The following is a 17,442-nucleotide window of genomic DNA, read 5'->3' on the forward strand; positions in this document are numbered from 1 at the left end:
AGGCCGGGGTATAAAATTGGCATTGAACATAGTGCACGCTGTTGAGTTCTCAAGAATCGGACACATCCCGCCTCCACACCAGAACGGTGCTTCACAACGAAAGTGATCGAAAATGTTGTTGCTTGCGTCATACGCGTCTTCTCGGTAGACTAGAAGAAGTTTCTTTCTCCCTGTCGCCGTGGCAACTTGTATAACTTAGCACATCCGCAGGCCGTGTCAAATCCGGCTTCTTCGCGATGCCGTCACGCTCGTAGGCGCTCCGACGTTGCTCGGTTCAGGACCTGAGTCCTGCGCCGGGCGGCGAAGTTGCTGGATCCGAGGGATCCTGCGAAGGCTTTACATCCGTGCGGCAGACCTGCTCCGAAAAGCTGTCTTGCCGAGTGGATGGTCCCGATTGAGGCCGGGACGTAGGAGCTGCTGCTCTTTCCGTTTCCCTGCGGCCTTTGTGGCGACTCGGAATAAGTTACGCAGCGATCGCGGTGCTGTCAAACGACGGGCCGAAATCGCACATCCCGGGCGTGTCGGGATCGGGGGTCCTCCCCGTCGGCGCCCGGTTCCGCGGGCGGATCCGGGGTCCGAGCCGGCTGCACCGGACCGAGGCGGGCACCCGCGCGCGGGATCCGACTCCACCGAGTGGAAGGACCCTCCCCGGAAACGACGAGGAGCGCGCGGCCCGGATCGCTCCGGTACCGCGCGCTCCTCGAGGGGATGCCGGGACTACGCCCCGATGCCGACCGCCTCGGGGGAGACGTCCGCACCGGGAGCCGAGGGCTCGAGCGCCTCGGCGACGCGCTGCGAGAGCGACGAGTCGACGTTCGCCCAGTACTGGAGCACGCGCTGCCGCAGCTCCGGACGGGTGACCTTCGACACGTGGCCGGCGATGTTCGCGACCAGGCGGGCGCGCGCGTCGTCGTCGAGGACCTCGCGGTAGAGCGTCCCCGCCTGACCGAAGTCGTCGTCCTCCCGGTGGAGGGTCGCCGCGGCGCGCGTCAGCTCGCCGTCGGTCTCCCAGCCGGCCGACTCCGCCGCCCGGGCGGGATCGGCGTGGGTGCCGCCCATCGTGTTCGGCGCGTAGACGGGCACCTCGGACTTCTGGAAGTCGAACCGCATGGGGCCGTCCTTCGAGTACGAGTGCACCGGCGACTTCGGCGCGTTCACCGGCAGCTGCGCGTGGTTGGTCCCCACGCGGTAGCGGTGCGCGTCGGCGTAGCTGAAGATGCGCGCGAGGAGCATCTTGTCGGGGCTTGCCGCGATCCCGGGCACGAAGTTCGAGGGGGCGAACGCCGCCTGCTCGATCTGCGCGAAGTAGTTCTCGGGGTTCCTGTCGAGCGTCATGGTGCCGACCTGGATCAGCGGGTAGTCCGCGTGGGGCCAGACCTTGGTGAGGTCGAACGGGTTGAACCGGTAGCTCTTCGCGTCCTCGTACGGCATGACCTGCACGGACAGCGTCCACGAGGGGAAGTCGCCGCGGTCGATCGCGGAGGACAGGTCGCGGATGTGGAAGTCCGCGTCCTCACCGGCGATCTGGTCGGCCTGCTCCTGGCTCAGGATCTCGACGCCCTGGTCGGTCTTGAAGTGGTACTTGACCCAGAAGCGCTCGCCGGCGGCGTTGATCCACTGGTAGGTGTGCGAGCCGAAGCCGTCCATGTGCCGCCACGAGGAGGGGAGGCCGCGGTCGCCCATGAGCCACGTGACCTGGTGGGCCGACTCGGGCGAGAGGGTCCAGAAGTCCCACTGCATGTCGTGGTCGCGCAGGTGGCTGCCGGGCAGGCGCTTCTGCGAGCGGATGAAGTCGGGGAACTTGATGCCGTCGCGGATGAAGAAGACGGGGGTGTTGTTGCCGACGAGGTCGTAGTTGCCCTCGCTCGTGTAGAACTTCAGCGCGAAGCCGCGGGGGTCGCGCCAGGTGTCGGGCGAGCCCTGCTCGCCGGCGACAGTGGAGAACCGCGCGAGCATCTCGGTCTCGACTCCGGGCTGGAAGAGCGCGGCACGCGTGTAGGCGCTGACGTCGGCGGTGGTGGTGAAGCGTCCGAAGGCTCCGCCGCCCTTGGCGTGGACGACCCGCTCCGGGATGCGCTCACGGTTGAACTGGGCCAGCTTCTCGACGAGGTAGTGGTCGTGGAGCGCGAGGGGTCCGTCGGCTCCGACGCTCAGGGAGTGGTCGTCGCGCGCGACCGGTGCTCCGGAGTTCGTGGTGGTGAATCGTTCCTCGGTCATGTTCCTCCTGTCGGCGAGGGGCACGGGGCCCGCCGCTGCGGTGTAGCGGATGTCGGTCAGTGGGCCAGGGCCAGGCAGTCGGGGCAGGTGCCCCAGAACGTGACGTCGGCGGTGTCCACGGCGAAGCCGCTCGCGGTCTGCGGATGCAGGCACGGCGCCTCCCCGACGACGCAGTCGACGTCGGCCACGGCCCCGCAGCGCCGGCACACCACGTGGTGGTGGTTGTCGCCGACCCGCAGCTCGAACCGGCGGGGATGGCCCTCCGGCTCGATGCGGCGGACGATCCCGGCGTCGGTGAACGCCGAGAGCACTCCGTAGACGGCCTGGGCCGAGGCCTCGGGGAGGCCCTCGCGCACTCGGGCCAGGACCGCGTCGACCCCGGAGTGCGGGTTCTCCTCGAGAGCGAGGAGCACCGCGCGCCGGGTGGCGGTGACCTTGAGCCCGCAGGCTCGGAGCCGCTCGTCCACTGTCGTCATGCCGAGGACACTACCCGAGTTGTCTTGAGCGGATCAAAACAACGGGCGGCGTGGCGCGCTCGTCCGGGTGAACGGCCGGGAACGCTCCGGCGGCCCCGCGGAGGCTCCGATCAGGCGACCGGACCCTCGACCAGCACGACCTGGGCGGAGCGGGCGGCGCCCGCGGAGTCGGTCCACGAGATCGTCACCGACTCCCCGGGCTCGCGCTGCGCGAGCGAGGCGGACAGCTGGTCGGCCGAGGCGACGGCGACCCCGTCGACCGCGGTGACGACGTCCCCCGCCTCGAGGCCCGCCTGCGCGGCCGGCCCGCCCTCGACGACTCCGCCGATCACGGCGCCGGACGCGGTGGTCGCGAGCGCGCGCGAAGTCGGCGACGCGGTGCCGGAGGAGAGGGAGACGCCGAGGAAGGCCGGGTAGCCGATCTCGACGGTGGCCGTGTCGGCGCCCGCGTCGATGGTGGTGACGATGTCCAGGGCCTTCGAGATCGGGATCGCGAAGCCGGTGATGTCGGCCGTCCCGCTGGAGGCGGCGGTGTCCATCCCCACGACGCGGCCGGCGGAGTCGACGAGCGGGCCGCCGGAGTCGCCGGAGACGATGTCGGCGTCGGTCTGGATCAGCCCGGTCAGCGTCTCGGCGGAGATCCCCGACTCGGAGCGGGTGGTGATCTGCTGATCGAGACCCGTGACCGTGCCGGTGGCGGCGACCAGGTCGCCCGTCCCTCCCGCGTTGCCGACGGCGGTCACGGTGTCGCCCACAGCGACCCCGTCCGTGTCGAGCGAGGCGGGGGTGAGGCCGGAGGCGTCCTCCAGCTGCAGGACGGCGACGTCGTTCGTCGCGTCGGTGCCGACGACGCGGGCGGTGTAGCTGCGGCCCGTCGACTCCACCGTGACCGAGATCGCGGTGGCGCCCTCGACGACGTGGTTGTTGGTGAGGATCATGCCGTCGGAGGTGAGGATCATGCCGGTGCCGGCCGAGCGGGCGCCCTGGTAGGTGAGCTCGGAGGTGATCGTGACCACCCCGGCGGTCTGCGCGGTGCTCGCGGCCACGGCGTCGGTCGCGCCGGTGGCCGGCTCGGAGGCGGAGGAGCCGCCCTGCGACGAGCCGAATTGCGTCGATCCGCCCCAGGAGGGGACGATCACGTACCCGCCGCCGAAGGATCCGCGCGAGCCGCCGGGGTAGACGATCGTGGCGGCGCCGGCCGAGGCGGAGGAGGCCGCCTCGGTGCGGCCGGCGGTGGCGACTCCGCCTGCTGTCACTCCGATCAGCACGGCGAGGCCGAGGCCGCCGGCGATCAGCGCCCGACGACGACGACGGCGGTCGTCCGCGCGCAGCGCGCGCACCTCGTCGGCGCCCGTCGCCTCGGTGATGGCGGGCTGGTCGGTGAGCTCTCGCTCGTCGGATTCGTGTCGCTCGTTCATGGTGTCGTCCTCGTGCCGGGGCCGCCCCTGACGGCGACCGGTTCCCATTCCACGCCCGGCCTCCCCGCGTCGCCTGGACGCTGCTTATGCGGTTCCTATGAGCGCTCGCCCCTCTGAATGGTTGTAGCGTCAACCAAAAGCGGGTAGCGTCTCCGCCGTGACCACCTCCTCCCCCGACCTGCTCGCTCCCGACACCGCGATGGGCGCGGTGACCCTCCGCGTCGCCGACCTCGACGGGATGATCGCCTACTACCGCGACGCCGTGACGCTCGAGCTGCTCTCGCACGACGGACCGGTCGCGGTGCTCGGCCGCGGCGGAGTGCCGGCCGTGATCCTCCAGCACGCGCCCGAGCTGGTGCACGCCTCGCCGCGCAGCGCCGGCCTCTTCCACACGGCGATCCTCTTCGAATCGGAGGCGGCGCTCGCCGCGGCCGTGTACAGCGTCGCGACCCGGCACCCCGGCTCCTTCACCGGCAGCTCCGACCACCTGGTCAGCAAGGCCTTCTACTTCGACGACCCCGAGCACAACGGCGTCGAGCTCTACTGGGACCGCGACCGCACGCAGTGGTCGTGGACGCACGGGCGGATCGAGATGAGCACGCTCTTCCTCGACCCGAACGCGTTCCTGCAGGAGCACCTCACCGAGGAGTCGATCGCGCAGCCGCGCCTCGGCGGCGCCTCCGTCGGCCACGTGCACCTGAGCGTGGGCGACGTCGCCACCGCGAAGGAGTTCTACGTCGACCGGCTCGGCTTCGAGACGACGATCGCGTACAGCGGGCAGGCGCTCTTCGTCTCGGCGGGCGGCTACCACCACCACATGGCGATGAACACCTGGAACTCGGCGGGCGCCGGACGCCGGCAGCAGGCCCTCGGCCTCGGACAGGTCGAGATCGTGGTGCCCGGCGCCGACGACCTCGGCGCGCTCGGCGAGCGGCTGGCCCGCTCCGGAGTCGCCACCCGCGACGACGGCCGCACCCTCGCCTTCGAGGACCCCTGGGCGAACGCGATCCGCGTCACGACCTCCTGAGCGCCGCCGACCGCGGGGACCCCCGCGGGTACGATGGTCGCGCGGAAGACCGCACTCCCCCGAGACTCCGGAGAACACGGTGCCCACGATCGTCGTTGAAGTCATGCCCAAGGCCGAGCTGCTCGACCCGCAGGGGAAGGCCGTCGCCGGCGCGCTCGCGCGGCTGGGCCACTCCGCCCTCCACGGCGTGCGGGTGGGCAAGCGCTTCGAGATCACCGTCGACGAGGTGACCGACGAGGTGCGCGCCTCGGTGCAGCGCATCGCCGACGAGATGCTCTCGAACTCGGTGATCGAGGACGTCGTCGGGATCCACTACCCGGCGGAGGCCGCCCGATGAGGATCGGCGTCATCACCTTCCCCGGCTCGCTCGACGACCGCGACGCCCAGCGCGCCGTCCGGTTCGCGGGTGCGGAGCCGGTCGCGCTGTGGCACGGCGACCACGACCTCGACGGCGTCGACGCGATCGTCCTGCCCGGCGGCTTCTCCTACGGCGACTACCTGCGCTGCGGCGCCATCGCCTCCCACTCCCCGATCATGCGCGAGGTCGTCGACGCGGCGAACGCCGGGACCCCGGTCCTCGGCATCTGCAACGGCTTCCAGATGCTCACCGAGGCGCACCTGCTGCCCGGCGGCCTGATCGCGAACGACATCGGATCCTTCGTCTGCCGCGACCAGCGCCTGATGGTCGCGAGCACCGAGACCGCCTGGACGAACGGCTTCGAGCCCGGCCAGGAGATCACGATCCCGCTGAAGAACGGCGAGGGCGGCTACATCGCCTCGGCCGACACGCTGCTCGAGCTCGAGGCGGAGGGACGCGTCGTCGTCCGCTACCTCGGCCACAACCCGAACGGCTCCATGAACGACATCGCCGGCATCAGCAACCGCCGCGGCAACGTGGTGGGGCTCATGCCGCACCCGGAGCACGCCGTCGAGGAGGGCTTCGGGCCCGACACGGCCGCCGCGATGCGCTCCGGAGTCGACGGACTGACCTTCTTCACGTCCGCGCTGCGCTCGCTGCTCGCCTCCGCCTGACGTATCCGGCCCGGGTCCTCCCGGGGCACGACGAGCGAGACCCCCGGCTCCAGCGGCCGGGGGTCTCGTTCGTCTCGAGCGGCCTGCGCGGCCGCCCGGCTCAGGCCGCGACGAGCTTCGCCAGGTACGTCGCGGGCTTGAGGGACAGGCGGGGCTCCGCCTGACGGAAGGCGTGAATGGCGGCCACCTGCTTCCTGGGCTCGATCCCGCGCTCGGCGAGGACGCCACGACCCCAGTCGACCGCTGACGCGACGGCCGCGGGGGTGGTCGATGCCCCGTCTCCGAAGAGGGAGACGAGCTCCTCGGTCGGGTCGGCGTGGTCTCCGAGGAGACCGCTGAGGGGAGATGCCATGGTGAGTTCCCTTCTCTCGTCGTGAGGTGCGCGACGCGGAAGACCGCACGCGTCCTCATCTTCGCCCGCGGGTCCGCGGACCGCCATGGGACGGACGTGCCGTTCTGAGCCGGCGGCCTCGTCCCGGAGGACTAGGACGTGCCTGGGTGGTGGTGCGCAGGAGTGTCTTGATTCTCTCAGGTTCGCGGTGGGCCCCTTGGCTAGGGTGGCAGCCGGTCGGGGGTCCCTCCGCCCGAGACGCTTCCGGGGGGTGGCAGAGATCCGACGAGACACGATCCGGGTGAGCCTCGTCGGCGACGAGATCGTAGTCGCCGGTCTGCAGCGCCTGATCGCCGCCGAGGAGGACCTCGAGCTCCTCGATCACGGCGACGGGCGAGCGGACGTGTGCGACGCCGACGTGGTCGTCGTCTCGATCGACGAGCCGAGCGGCGAGCCCGCGGTGCGGGGACTCGCCGGGAACGAGGCCTGCGCGGTGCTCGTCCTCTCGGCACTCGACGACGACGCGCTCGCGGCGCGCGTGCTCGCCGCCGGCGCCAGCGGCTACGTCCTCCGCGATTCGGGGGCCACCGCGGTCGTCAACGCGATCAGGGCGGTCGCGACCGGGAGCGTCCTCGTGCCCCGTCGGCTGGCCGGCCGCGGCGCACTCGCGCTCACGCTCGACGACCCGGCGGAGGACCGCGGGGCCGCCGAGCGGATCGAGCAGACCCTGGCCGTGCTGAGCGATCGGGAGCGCGACGTCGTCCGCCTGGTCGCGGACGGCCGCTCGAACGGCGAGATCGCGCAGGCCCTTCACCTCTCGGAATCGACGGTGAAGACCCACCTGTCGAACTCCTACGCCAAGCTCGAGATCTCCGGCCGCGTCGCCCTCGCTCTGCTGATCACCGACCTGCACCGCGGAGCCTGACCCGTGGGTCAGTACCCGCGCTGAGCGCGTCGCTCCTGGATCGTCTCGAGGCGCCGACCCGACTGGCGGCGGGCCATCGCGCCCAGGGCGCGCGGTGCCAGGATCATCCCGAGGACTCCCCAGGCGAGCGGGACGACGACCGCCAGGACGAGCCGCCCGCCCTCGAGCACGAACCCGGGCAGGAGGACCGCGCGGGCGAGCTCGCCCAGCCAGTAGACGGGGAAGACCGAGACGACGGCGCGGAGCCACTCGGGGAGGAGCTCGACCGGGAAGAAGACGCCCGAGACCAGCATCAGGCCGTAGGCGACCAGCGAGAGGGGCAGGACCGCGAAGGGCGAGGACACGAGGCTGCCGAGGGTCGCCCCGAGCGGGACGGTGCAGGCGAGGGTGAGCACCGCGAGTCCCGCCACTCCGATCCATCCCACCGGGTCGCGGGGCAGGACGCCTCCGATGACGAGGTCGGAGCTGATCAGGATGAGGACGAGCGCGACGAGGTTCGTGACGCTCAGCGCGATCAGCTTGCCCGAGAGGTAGGAGGCCATCCCGAACGGGAGGGTCTTGGCCCGCAGGACCGATCCGTCCTCCTGCTCCGTCACCAGCTCGCTCGCGATGCCGACCATGCCGCCGACGAACATCGACGCGGCGGCGAAGCCGGCCAGCACGGAGCGCACGCCGTCCGCGCCTCCGAACAGGTCCAGATCGAGGAAGCGGAAGACGAGGAACAGGACGACGGGAGGCACCAGGAAGGAGACGGCGGTCCAGCGGAGGAACCGGCGGCGGAGCTCGATCCTGGCCTGGACGGCGGCGACACGGGCGATGCCCCGGGCCGCGCGGGCGCGACTGCTCCGAGGCGCGGCGGACGTGGTCGTGGTGGCGGTGCTCACGGGCGGGTCTCCTTCTCGGTGGATGCGAGCTCGGGCGCGGCGTCGACGGCCTCCGAGCCGGCGACGATCGCGAGGTAGGCGTCCTCGAGGGAGGCGCGACGGACCTCGAGTCCGGAGAGGTCGACGCCCTGCGCCGACAGCCGGGCGAGCACCGGAGCCGGATCACCGACGTGCTCGGTGTGCAGGCCGCCGTCGGCGCGCCAGCGGACGGTGGTCCCGGAGGCGAAGCGGTCGCGGAGCTCCTCCGGGGAGCCGTCGGCCTCGACGGAGCCTCGGGCGAGGATGACGATCCGGTCGCACATCGCCTCGGCCTCGTGGAGGTCGTGCGTCGCCCAGAGGACGGTCGTCTCCGGCGTCAGAGCACGGATGAGCTCGTGGAAGGCGGCGCGGATCTCGGGATCGAACCCGGTGGTCGGCTCGTCGAGGAAGACCAGCTCCGGGCGCCCGATCAGCGCGGCGGCCACGTCGACGCGACGCCGCTGGCCCCCGGAGAGTGTCGCGAGGCGCCGGTCCGCGAGGTCCTCGAGCCCCACGGAGCGCAGCATCTCGCCGACGGGCAGCGCGACGCCCGGACGGGCGGCGTCGTGAGACGCGGCCACGAGCTCGAGGAGCTCGCGGACCCGCCAGGTCCCGTGATCGCGCCACGCCTGGAGGACGATCCCGATCCGGGAGCGCCAGACCGAGGGCGCGTCCAGAGGGTCGGCGTCCAGGACGCGGACGCGTCCGGCCGACGGGCGCCGGAATCCCTCGAGGATCTCGATCATGGTGCTCTTGCCCGCGCCGTTGGGGCCGAGCACGGCGATGCGCTGGCCCCGCTCGACGTCGAGCGTCACGCCCGCGAGGACGTCCTTGGCGCCGTAGCGCATGCGGAGACCCTCGACGCTGATGGCCGGCGAGTGCTGCGAGGTCTTCATGGTCACCTCCGGTGGGTAGTGGTCTGGGGGATGGAGTGGTCGACGGGCCTGCGGTCGAGCAGCCAGGCGAGGAACGCCAGATCGGTCGACGCGGGGAGGGAGCCGTGGGTCTCGTGGAAGTCCCACTGGTGCAGGGCGAAGCGCAGAGCGACCACGGCGTCGAGGAGGCTCGGATCGAGCGGCCCGCCGCCCGCCTCCGCGTAGCCGCGGTCGAAGGACTCCGCCGCTCGGGCGAAGGGCGCGTCGGACTCCCCCGCCGCGGCCGCGGCCAGCGAGAGCTCGGTGAGCTCGCCGCGGAGCCAGCCCGCATCGAGCTCGGGGGGCCCGAACCCGCTCTCCGGTCCGGCGACGACGACGACGTCTCCGCACGGGTCGACGAACACGGAGCCGAGGCCGAACGCCCCGTGCACGCGGACCCCCTCGGACGGGACGGCGTCGAGGAGCGACGCGAGCCGCGCGGAGCGGTCCGGACCGAGCGCGGTCGTGATCGCGCGGCCGACGGGCGACGAAGCGGCGTCGCGGAGGTCCTGCTCGAGACGGCGCAGCGGCAGGGGCACGGGTCCCGCGCCGCGCTCGCCGGCGTGCAGGGCCGCGAGCACGGCGCCGAGACGCTCGGCGGTCGCCGCGAACGCCTCGCGTCCCGAGGCCGGCGAGCCGGGGAGGAGATCCGCCGCGACGGGGCCCGCTGCTCCGATCCGCGCGGCCCATGTGCCGGAAGCGTCGAGCGCAGCGGGCACGACGGCGGCGTGCGCCGTCCGCACGGCCTCGGCGGGAGGCCGCCCGGCGGGGGCCGCGGCGTACTCGCGGCGGAGGAGGTACCCCTCGTCGAGCGCCTCGATGCTCTGGCGCCACACGCGGGTGCGGACGCTCCAGACGGTGCCGGCGCTCATGCGGCCTCCTGCTGCAGGAGCTCGCCGAGGGCCGCGGCCGCGACGGGGAAGAGCTGCGGGGGCGCTCCGACGCGCTCGGGCGCCGCGACGCTGACGCCGTCCATCGGAGGCAGGAGGACGGTGCGCGCGCGTGCCGACATCCGCTCGGCGTAGAGCGGCCAGCTCGGGCCGGACGTGAATCCGGGCGGTGCGGCGGCGGCCACGACGAGCGGGCTGACGGTGCCCTGGAGGGCGAGCAGCAGCGGGGAGTCGCACAGCCCCAGGCTGAGCCGCGAGAGGAAGTCCATCGAGGCCGGGTGCACGAGGTAGCCCTCGGCCCACTGCTCGAGCCCGACGTGGACGGGGTCGTCGTGCCGGTCGCCCCACTCGTCGATGATCGGCCGCTCGCCCGTCAGCGCCGTGACCGCCGAGACGCCGACGAAGGCCCGGGCGCGCGGAGTCAGCACGACTCGGAACCGGGTGCTCGGGCACACCTCCTGCATCCAGCCGATCCAGCTCGGGAGGAAGGCGGTGCCGAGCGCCCCGGTCGCGGCGATCACGATCCTGCGGTCCGCGAGACCGCTCAGGCGTCGGGCCTGCTCGTCGACGGCGCTCACGCGAGCACGTCCTCGGCACCGGCGAGGAACGAGTCGAGCGCCTCGGTGCGCGCCCGCTCCCGGGCGATGCGGCGTTCCGTGAGCACGGCGAGGACCTCCTCGAGATCCGCGAGGGCGGCCGCCTCGCCGTGCGATGCGAGGACCCCGAAGACGTTGACGACGACCTCGTCGGCACCGTCCGCGTGGAGGAGCTCGAGGCCGTCGGCGATCTCCTCGGGCGATCCGAAGAGGTAGACCCCCTGGTCGACGACGGCCCGCGCGGCGCCCCGACCGTCGTCGGGCAGGTCGATCCCGGCCCGGCGCAGCATGTCGCGGTAGTGCGGTGCGGCGAGATGCGCGTGGACGGCGGAGTCCACGAGCGAGACCGGATCGCGCCCCGGGCGCCGGACTCCCACGTGCACGACGGCCTCGAGGTGCGGGACGGGGCGCTCCGAGGAGGCGGCGCCGCGCGCCAGTGCGGGAGCGATCGAGTCGCGGATCCAGGAGCCCGGGGTGAGCCAGGTGATCGCGTGGGAGGCCGCGCGGCCCGCTGCCTCCGCCATCGCCGGCCGGAGCACTCCGAAGCCGAGCTGGACAGCGGCGGGCGAGTGCTCGGTGACCGCGAGGACCTGGCGGGCGAAGCGCTCCGTCTCGGCGACCGGGCGGGCGAGGGGCGCGCCGAGTGCCGACTCCTGGAAGCGCGCCCCGCCGGGGCCGATGCCGAGCACGACGGAGGCGCCGCTCAGGCGCGAGATCGACAGCGCCTGGCGTGCGAGCGCGCTCGGCGACCACAGCGGGTGGAGGGTGACGGCCGTCCCGAGGGGGATCGCGGCACCCCGTCCGGCGAGCGCCGCCATCATCGTGAGCGAGTCGACCGCATCGGAGTGGCCGAACCAGAGCCGGCCGCCGTGACGGCGGGCGAGGTCGGCGTAGGGGAGCACGCCGCCCAGCGTCGTGGGCATCTTGGGGTACATCACGCCGACGTCCATGGTCGGCTCCCTTCTTCCGGGGTCGGAACGAGCATCAGGGCCGGTGTCTCGAGGACAGCGCGGCAGAGGAGGAGGAACTGGCGGCGGACGAGGTCGGCGTCGACCGCGGGGGCGTGGCGCTCGAGCAGGCCCCAGGGGTCGCTCCCGTCGTGGCGGGCCGCGAAGCCGAGGTGCGCGGTGAGCGGGGAGTCCGCGTCGACGAGCCGGCGTCCCCGGGCGTACCGCAGTGCCCAGGCCACGACGCCGTCGTCCGGCGGCGACACCGACTGCTCCGTGAGGACGTCGCGGATCAGCCCGTCCGCCCGCTCCGCCGCGCCCGCGGCGACCGGCGCCTCCACCGCGAAGTACTCGCCCTGCGGCAGACGGGTCAGCGCACTGCCGGGGCTGTAGCTGAGCGCGTGGTCGTCCCGGAGGCGCCGGGCGAGGGGGCCGGCGGCGGTACCGCCCAGGATCAGCGCGGCGAGGGAGCGGGCGAGAGCCTCGCTCGCCTCGCTCGCGCCCGGGAGCGGAGCGAGGATCCGGACGAGGGAGGAGCGGATCCCGGGGACCGGGACAACGCCCGACTCCGTCACCGGTCCGGCCGTGCTCGGCGGCGGGGGCGGGTGGCCCTCGCACCGGCGGCCGGCCGCCTCGATCAGCTCCTCGAGCCTCTGCCCGAGATCGAGCGGCAGGAGGCCGGAGCCGGCGGAGAGGGCGACCGCGACCGGTCGGCGCGAGAACTCGCCCGGCGTCGGCGACTCGCCCGCATCGCCGAGCGCGAGCGCCAGGCCGAGCTCGCCGAGGGAGCGGGGCACAGCAGGGGTCTCGGGCGCGGGATCGGCGCCGACGAGCTCGCGCCAGCTCCCGAGGCGTCCGAGGAGGCGGTCCCAGTCCTCGGGGGTCGCCTCGGCGAGCGGGAGGATCGCGCTCACGCCGGAAGGACCCGGACGGACGTCGATCTCAGCGCTCGCCGGCTCGAGGGCGCGCCGGAGCAGGCTCGCGGCCCGCAGCCGGCCCTGCCAGGAGAGCGGTCCGGTCTCGACGACGAGCGCCACGACGGCGCCGCGCCCTCCGCCGAGGACGCGGAGTCCGTCGGCGTGGCGATCGAGCGCCTCCGGGGCGGGAGTCGTCGCCGTCACGCGGCCTCTCCTCCCCCGTGCTCCCAGACCAGGAAGCCCGGCTCGTCGCGGCGCAGGTGGTCGAAGGCCTCCGCCACGTCCACGGAGCGCACCGCCGTCAGCTCCGCCGCCGTGCGCCGTGTGTCGAGGCCGAAGAGCCTGTCGCGAGCCAGGAGGGAACTCGCCGTGGCGGTTCCGGAGAGCCTGCGCTGCAGGCTGTGGAGCTCGGCCCGCCGCCACGCGTCGAGCCGGTCGAGGTCCAGCCGGTCGGGGAGGGTGGTGGCCGGTCGGTCGGGCGCGGGCCCGGCGACGCTGGACGACCCGATGAGGAGGGCGGTCTCCGGGCCCTCGTGCACGCCGAAGAGCCCGGCGCGCCAGTGCGCTCCCGTGGACGCGGCGTCCACCGCCCGGGCGAGCACGGCCGCGACGGCGCGCTCGCGCTCGCGCGGACCGTGCTCCGGCAGGAGGCGCGTCTCGGCGGTCGCGGACATTCCGCGGGGCAGGACCCGCCGGCGCACCGTCCGGACCGCTCCGAGCCGCGATCTCCAGTCCGGAACGGGGCTCCGCGGGGACAGGAGCGCGACGACCGGGGCGACGACCTCCTCGACGAGGTGCGGGTCGAGCGCCGACGCGACACCGAGAGCGACCTCGCGCGTGGAGTGCAGACGGCGGAGGAAGCCCAGGAGCTCGTCCGGTGCGAGGACCGGAGTGGTGAAGGAGTCGTCGGTCCGCTGCCTCCCCCGTGTCGCCAGGGCGCCGTTCCACGGGAAGGTCGCGAGCGCGCCGTCCGTGCGCCGCTCCTCGATCTCGCGGGCGATCACCGAGCGCTCCCGCTCGATCGCCGCGACCGGCACCTCGGTCAGGGAGGCCCGGGCCAGCGCCACGTCGGCGGCCTCGCCGAGGACCGCCAGGGGGTCGTCCTCGACCGGGAGGACGACCGAGTACTCCGTGTGGAACGGGTAGCTCTGAGCGTTGCTGACTCCGCCGCGGTGCAGGACCGACTGCTCGGCGAGCCGGCCGGTCTCGAGGCGCGCCTCGCTGTAGAGGAGGTGCTCCGCCAGATGCGCCGCGCCCGCCTCGCCCGGTCGCTCGTCGACCGAGCCCGCGCCGACGGCGAGCGTGACGGCCACGCTCCGAGCTCCCGGGACCTCGGCGATCGAGGTCCGCGGTCCGCTGCTCCCGGCACTGGTCAGTGCGGATCCGATCATGGTCTCCTCCAGAGGTGGAGGGCCCGGGGACCGGAGCCCCCGGGCCCGGGTCGTCAGCAGCCCGCGGCGAGGGTGGTGGTGGTTCCGCCCGCGGTGACGCCGACCGAGACGAGCGCGCACTCGGGGGAGGACGCGGTCACGAAGACCGAGACGGCCGAGATCGGCGACGGAGTCGCGCCGGGAGCGGACTCGAGCGAGGTGGAGACGAGCTCCTCGGCGCTCGCGTAGCTCGCGAAGCCGGCGATGAGGGTCTGGTTCGAGGTCATGGCATGTCCTTCTTTCCGAGAGGTTCCGACGAGAGGTGGGGGTGCGGCGTCAGCAGCCCGCGTTGACCGTGGTTCCGACGACGGAGCCGCCGACGACGCTGATCGCCGTTCCGCAGGCGACCGTGGAGGCGGCGATGAAGCTGAGGACGCCCGGGGTCGCTGCCGGCGCCGCCTCGGTGATGCCGGAGAGGTCGGGCGCCTGGACCGCATAGGAGCGGTATCCCGCGATGAGGGATTCGGCTGTCGTGCTGCTCATGTCGTTCTCGCTTTCTGTGATCGTGTTTCCTGTGCCGTGTCGGCTCGACGTCCGCGTCGGCGGCCGTCGACCTGCTCGCTCAGCCCGGGAGCTGCGGCGAGTCGAGGTTCTCGTGCACCCGCAGGGGGTGGATGTTGGCCGCGAGGAGCGCCAGGCGGACGCGATCGGCGGTCGACTCCCCGCCGGGCTCGACGAGCGCCTTCGCGATGGTCTCGGCCCGGTGCTCGCCGAAGCTCAGGGTGCGCCGGGACCGGGCCGGATCGTCGGGCTCCCAGGCGTATCCGACTCCCGGAGCGAGGCGACCGGCGAGCACGGAGGCGCCCGCCCGGGGGTCGTCGCTCGCCAGCAGATCGGCGAACTCCCGCACGCGCCCCCAGGACTCCTGGGGGAGGTAGAGGACGATCGCGTCCGTGCGCGGATAGGCCTCGCTCGACGAGAGGATCTTCGCCCGAGCGGGCACGTGCGCCGACTCCAGCCGCTCCGTCAGCCGCCCCCACGCGTCGAGGGCGTCGTCGGCGTCGGCGGCGGCGCGGTAGAGGCGGAGCGGACGGGATCCGCTGCCCGCTCCCGCGCTCGAGGTGAAGAACGAGAAGCCCACCGAGAGGCGCGTCGCGAGGGAGTTGAGCGCGATGTGCGCCGTCGCCGACGTGCGGTCCAGGACGCGGGAGTCCGGGACGAACACGCGCAGTCCCTGATGCAGGACGACGACACCGTTGTACTGGGGCACCGTCTCGAGCAGCGGGACCCGGGCGGCCCTCGCCCGCCGCGCGGTCGCGGAGGCGATCCGCTCCTCCATGATCCGGTCCTCGCTGGTGAGGCTGCCGCCCGGGGCGTCGTCCCGCAGGCCGATCCCCGCGTGCGCGAACTGGTAGATGCGCCGAGCGAGGACCTGGCCGAGCTCGGACGCGGAGGCGGTCTCGATCTCCGTGCCGAAGGCGCGGGCCGAGCGCTGGTCGTCCCCGATCTCGATGCGCGAGAGGATCCAGGAGACCCCGCTCGCGAGCCCCTGCTCGGTCGCAGCGAGGGTCGGCGCGCTCATTCCGCCCCCAGCCCGAGGACGTCGGTGTACCGGGTGGCGTTGACGATCGCCTCGCGGCCGATCCCGGCGAGGGCTCGGTCCATCGCGGACATCCGCCCGTAGTAGGTGGCCGAGGCGAGAGCCCTGTCGAACAGCTGCCACCCGAGGAAACCGACCGCTCGCGCAGCGAAGCCCTCCTCCACGGCACGGGCGCGGGTGTACGCCCTCCAGAAGGTGCGGAGGGAGGGGACGGCCTCGTCGACCATGCGGCCGCCGTGGGCGATGATCGACGCGTCGGTCACCTCCTCGCCCTCGGCGACGATGGAGTGCACCAGACGGCGCGCCCGGTGGTAGAACAGCTCGCCGAGAAGGCCGCCGACGTCGCGAGCGGGGTCTCCGAGCCGGAAGTCCTCCCAGTCGAGCATCCAGCAGGTGGCGCCGTCGAGGAGGATCTGGTCGGAGCGCAGGTCCCCGTGGATCGGAGAGGCGTCGTCGCCGCTCGGCGCGGAGCGCACCAGCGCGTCCAGCCGGTCCCGGAGGACGGGGTCGCCCTGCAGGAGCCGCCACATCTCGAGCTGTCCCATCGTCGATCCCTCGAACAGGTCGATGGGCATCGCGTCGAGCCCGTGCGGAGGAAGCGACGGCGGCCGGTTCTCGACTCTGCTCGCGTCCGAGGGAGTCGCGCCGTGCACCGCGGCGAGCGCGCCGGCGACCAGCTCGAGCTCCTCCGAGCTCACGGTGCTCTCGCGCACCCGCTCGGCGAAGGTGCTCTCGGCGTCGACCACGGTCTGCGCCAGCACCAGTCCGGCGTCGTCACGGGCGAGGAGGTCCGGGGTGCGGAGGGGGAGCCCGGTGAGGTCCATCACGTCGTGGAAGGTGGTGACCCGCTGGTACCGGCCCGCGGCGCCGAGGCCGCGGACGGCCTTCACGAAGACGTCGTCGCCGTCGGAGAAACGGAGGCGGGCGTTGAGGTTGCGGCCCAGGAGCACCGGCGCGTCCTCGATCTCGTCCCGGGTCCGGCCGAGCCGGGCCAGGAGGGGAGCGATGCGGTCCAGCAGGTGCTTCTGCTCGGCGGACGCGATCACTCCGCGCTCCGTCGATAGGCGGAGATGAAGCGCTCGGACGCCGCGGTGACCGGAGCGCCCTGCCAGTCGGCCATGCGGCCGAGCGGCTCGAGGCCGGCGAGACGCGCGGCGGAGTCGAGCTCGGCGGGGAAGACGTAGCGCAGGACCTGCGTGTAGGTGCTCCGCTTCTCGCCGACGAAGACGAGGTTCTGCGAGACCAGCAGCTGGAGCGACGGCTCGACGGTGTACTGCTCGATGACGACGTCGCCGTCGCCCAGGTCCCTCAGCGACATCGCGGGTGCCGTCAGCCCGTGGTAGCGCGAGGGGGTGAAGCACTCGACGAGGAGCACGCCGCCCGGAGCGAGGCACCGGCGGGCGTTCCGGAGCACCGCGAGCTGCTGCTCGGCCGTGGTGGCGACGAGGAGCGTGTTGAGCAGCAGGGTGACGGCGTCGTACTCGCCCTCCAGCTCGTCGTCGATGAAGCTGGCGCGGCGCGCCGTGATGCGCTTCTCCGTGTCGCGCTCGGCGAGGAGCCGGAGCATGTCCGACGAGATCTCCACACCGGAGACGTCGAGGCCCGCTTCGGCCAGGGGCAGCGCCGCCCGGCCCGAGCCGATGCCGAACTCCATCACCCGAGGCCCGGGGGCGACGCGCTGGAGACAGGCGATGAGCTGTGCGATGTCGCCCAGGGCGTCCGGGTACATGCGGTCGTGCAGCTCCGCCACCAGACCCGTGTAGGTCCCGTTCCCCTCGGTCGCGGTCGTCACAGCGCCTCCTCCCCCGTCCGCGATCGGCCTCCCGGGGCGGGAGGCCCTCTCGCAGGACCACGACGCCCATGCTGCCGAGCGGCGCGCC

20 protein-coding genes are annotated in these 17,442 nt (G+C 73.1%); 4 read left to right on the forward strand and 16 right to left on the reverse strand.

Going from position 1 to position 17,442, the window contains the following annotated elements; genetic code table 11:
- Positions 1 to 717 precede the first annotated feature (717 nt).
- The 3 genes from C5D50_RS02995 to C5D50_RS16470 all read right to left on the reverse strand — a co-directional run bounded on the left by C5D50_RS02995 (position 718) and on the right by C5D50_RS16470 (position 4,111).
- Positions 718 to 2,217: a catalase gene (locus tag C5D50_RS02995; RefSeq protein ID WP_104282677.1), complete on the reverse strand. Its 1,500-nt coding sequence runs from the start codon at positions 2,215 to 2,217 to the stop codon at positions 718 to 720.
- Positions 2,218 to 2,273: 56 nt separating this feature from the next.
- On the reverse strand, positions 2,274 to 2,693 hold the full coding sequence (locus tag C5D50_RS03000) for a Fur family transcriptional regulator (RefSeq protein WP_104282678.1): 420 nt from the start codon (positions 2,691 to 2,693) through the stop codon (positions 2,274 to 2,276).
- A 110-nt stretch (positions 2,694 to 2,803) separates the two neighbouring features.
- A complete protein-coding gene (locus C5D50_RS16470; RefSeq protein ID WP_181137277.1) occupies positions 2,804 to 4,111 on the reverse strand; it encodes a S1C family serine protease in 1,308 nt (435 codons plus the stop codon).
- Between the two features lie 199 nt (positions 4,112 to 4,310).
- On the opposite strand from C5D50_RS16470, the gene C5D50_RS03010 reads away from it, so the two are divergent.
- The 3 genes from C5D50_RS03010 to purQ all read left to right on the forward strand — a co-directional run bounded on the left by C5D50_RS03010 (position 4,311) and on the right by purQ (position 6,170).
- On the forward strand, positions 4,311 to 5,138 hold the full coding sequence (locus C5D50_RS03010) for a VOC family protein (RefSeq protein WP_104282717.1): 828 nt from the start codon (positions 4,311 to 4,313) through the stop codon (positions 5,136 to 5,138).
- Positions 5,139 to 5,217: 79 nt separating this feature from the next.
- A complete protein-coding gene (gene purS / locus C5D50_RS03015; RefSeq protein WP_104222736.1) occupies positions 5,218 to 5,475 on the forward strand; it encodes a phosphoribosylformylglycinamidine synthase subunit PurS in 258 nt (85 codons plus the stop codon).
- Positions 5,472 to 6,170 carry a phosphoribosylformylglycinamidine synthase subunit PurQ gene (purQ, locus tag C5D50_RS03020; protein ID WP_104234257.1) on the forward strand — a complete coding sequence of 233 codons (699 nt, stop codon included), beginning with the start codon at positions 5,472 to 5,474 and terminating at the stop codon, positions 6,168 to 6,170. The genes purS and purQ overlap by 4 nt, the downstream gene beginning before the upstream one ends.
- Before the next feature lie 100 nt (positions 6,171 to 6,270).
- Here the strand turns inward: purQ and C5D50_RS03025 are convergent, their stop codons facing one another.
- Positions 6,271 to 6,522 carry a hypothetical protein gene (locus C5D50_RS03025; RefSeq protein WP_104282679.1) on the reverse strand — a complete coding sequence of 84 codons (252 nt, stop codon included), beginning with the start codon at positions 6,520 to 6,522 and terminating at the stop codon, positions 6,271 to 6,273.
- Between the two features lie 250 nt (positions 6,523 to 6,772).
- On the opposite strand from C5D50_RS03025, the gene C5D50_RS03030 reads away from it, so the two are divergent.
- The gene (locus C5D50_RS03030) at positions 6,773 to 7,426 is read left to right on the forward strand and encodes a DNA-binding response regulator (protein WP_160033155.1); all 654 of its coding nucleotides are present in this window, start codon (positions 6,773 to 6,775) and stop codon (positions 7,424 to 7,426) included.
- A gap of 8 nt (positions 7,427 to 7,434) precedes the next feature.
- Here the strand turns inward: C5D50_RS03030 and C5D50_RS03035 are convergent, their stop codons facing one another.
- The 12 genes from C5D50_RS03035 to C5D50_RS03090 form a co-directional block, all read right to left on the reverse strand.
- A complete protein-coding gene (locus tag C5D50_RS03035) occupies positions 7,435 to 8,310 on the reverse strand; it encodes an ABC transporter permease (RefSeq protein ID WP_160033153.1) in 876 nt (291 codons plus the stop codon).
- The gene (locus C5D50_RS03040) at positions 8,307 to 9,224 is read right to left on the reverse strand and encodes an ABC transporter ATP-binding protein (protein WP_104282682.1); all 918 of its coding nucleotides are present in this window, start codon (positions 9,222 to 9,224) and stop codon (positions 8,307 to 8,309) included. Before C5D50_RS03040 ends, C5D50_RS03035 begins: the two co-directional genes overlap by 4 nt.
- 2 nt (positions 9,225 to 9,226) lie before the next feature.
- Positions 9,227 to 10,114 (reverse strand): phosphotransferase, encoded by an 888-nt coding sequence (locus C5D50_RS03045; protein ID WP_104282683.1) that lies wholly within the window; start codon positions 10,112 to 10,114, stop codon positions 9,227 to 9,229.
- Positions 10,111 to 10,710, reverse strand: coding sequence for a flavoprotein (locus tag C5D50_RS03050; protein WP_160033151.1), 600 nt, complete (start codon positions 10,708 to 10,710; stop codon positions 10,111 to 10,113). Before C5D50_RS03050 ends, C5D50_RS03045 begins: the two co-directional genes overlap by 4 nt.
- Complete coding sequence (locus C5D50_RS03055; RefSeq protein WP_104282684.1) at positions 10,707 to 11,678, reverse strand: LLM class flavin-dependent oxidoreductase; 972 nt, start codon at positions 11,676 to 11,678, stop codon at positions 10,707 to 10,709. Before C5D50_RS03055 ends, C5D50_RS03050 begins: the two co-directional genes overlap by 4 nt.
- Positions 11,663 to 12,796: an insulinase family protein gene (locus tag C5D50_RS03060; protein WP_104282685.1), complete on the reverse strand. Its 1,134-nt coding sequence runs from the start codon at positions 12,794 to 12,796 to the stop codon at positions 11,663 to 11,665. The genes C5D50_RS03055 and C5D50_RS03060 overlap by 16 nt, the downstream gene beginning before the upstream one ends.
- Positions 12,793 to 13,983, reverse strand: a complete 1,191-nt coding sequence (locus tag C5D50_RS03065) for an insulinase family protein (RefSeq protein ID WP_104282686.1) — start codon at positions 13,981 to 13,983, stop codon at positions 12,793 to 12,795. Before C5D50_RS03065 ends, C5D50_RS03060 begins: the two co-directional genes overlap by 4 nt.
- Before the next feature lie 53 nt (positions 13,984 to 14,036).
- Entirely contained in the window at positions 14,037 to 14,249 is a 213-nt protein-coding gene (locus C5D50_RS03070; protein WP_104282687.1) for an LxmA leader domain family RiPP, read from the reverse strand.
- A gap of 49 nt (positions 14,250 to 14,298) precedes the next feature.
- Complete coding sequence (locus tag C5D50_RS03075) at positions 14,299 to 14,505, reverse strand: hypothetical protein (RefSeq protein ID WP_104282688.1); 207 nt, start codon at positions 14,503 to 14,505, stop codon at positions 14,299 to 14,301.
- A gap of 79 nt (positions 14,506 to 14,584) precedes the next feature.
- Complete coding sequence (locus C5D50_RS03080) at positions 14,585 to 15,544, reverse strand: T3SS effector HopA1 family protein (protein ID WP_104282689.1); 960 nt, start codon at positions 15,542 to 15,544, stop codon at positions 14,585 to 14,587.
- Positions 15,541 to 16,608, reverse strand: a complete 1,068-nt coding sequence (locus tag C5D50_RS03085; protein ID WP_104282690.1) for a phosphotransferase — start codon at positions 16,606 to 16,608, stop codon at positions 15,541 to 15,543. Before C5D50_RS03085 ends, C5D50_RS03080 begins: the two co-directional genes overlap by 4 nt.
- On the reverse strand, positions 16,605 to 17,354 hold the full coding sequence (locus C5D50_RS03090; RefSeq protein WP_104282691.1) for a bifunctional 2-polyprenyl-6-hydroxyphenol methylase/3-demethylubiquinol 3-O-methyltransferase UbiG: 750 nt from the start codon (positions 17,352 to 17,354) through the stop codon (positions 16,605 to 16,607). Before C5D50_RS03090 ends, C5D50_RS03085 begins: the two co-directional genes overlap by 4 nt.
- Positions 17,355 to 17,442: the final 88 nt, after the last annotated feature.

Source organism: Rathayibacter sp. RFBD1 (assembly GCF_002932915.1).
Classification (GTDB): domain Bacteria; phylum Actinomycetota; class Actinomycetes; order Actinomycetales; family Microbacteriaceae; genus Rathayibacter.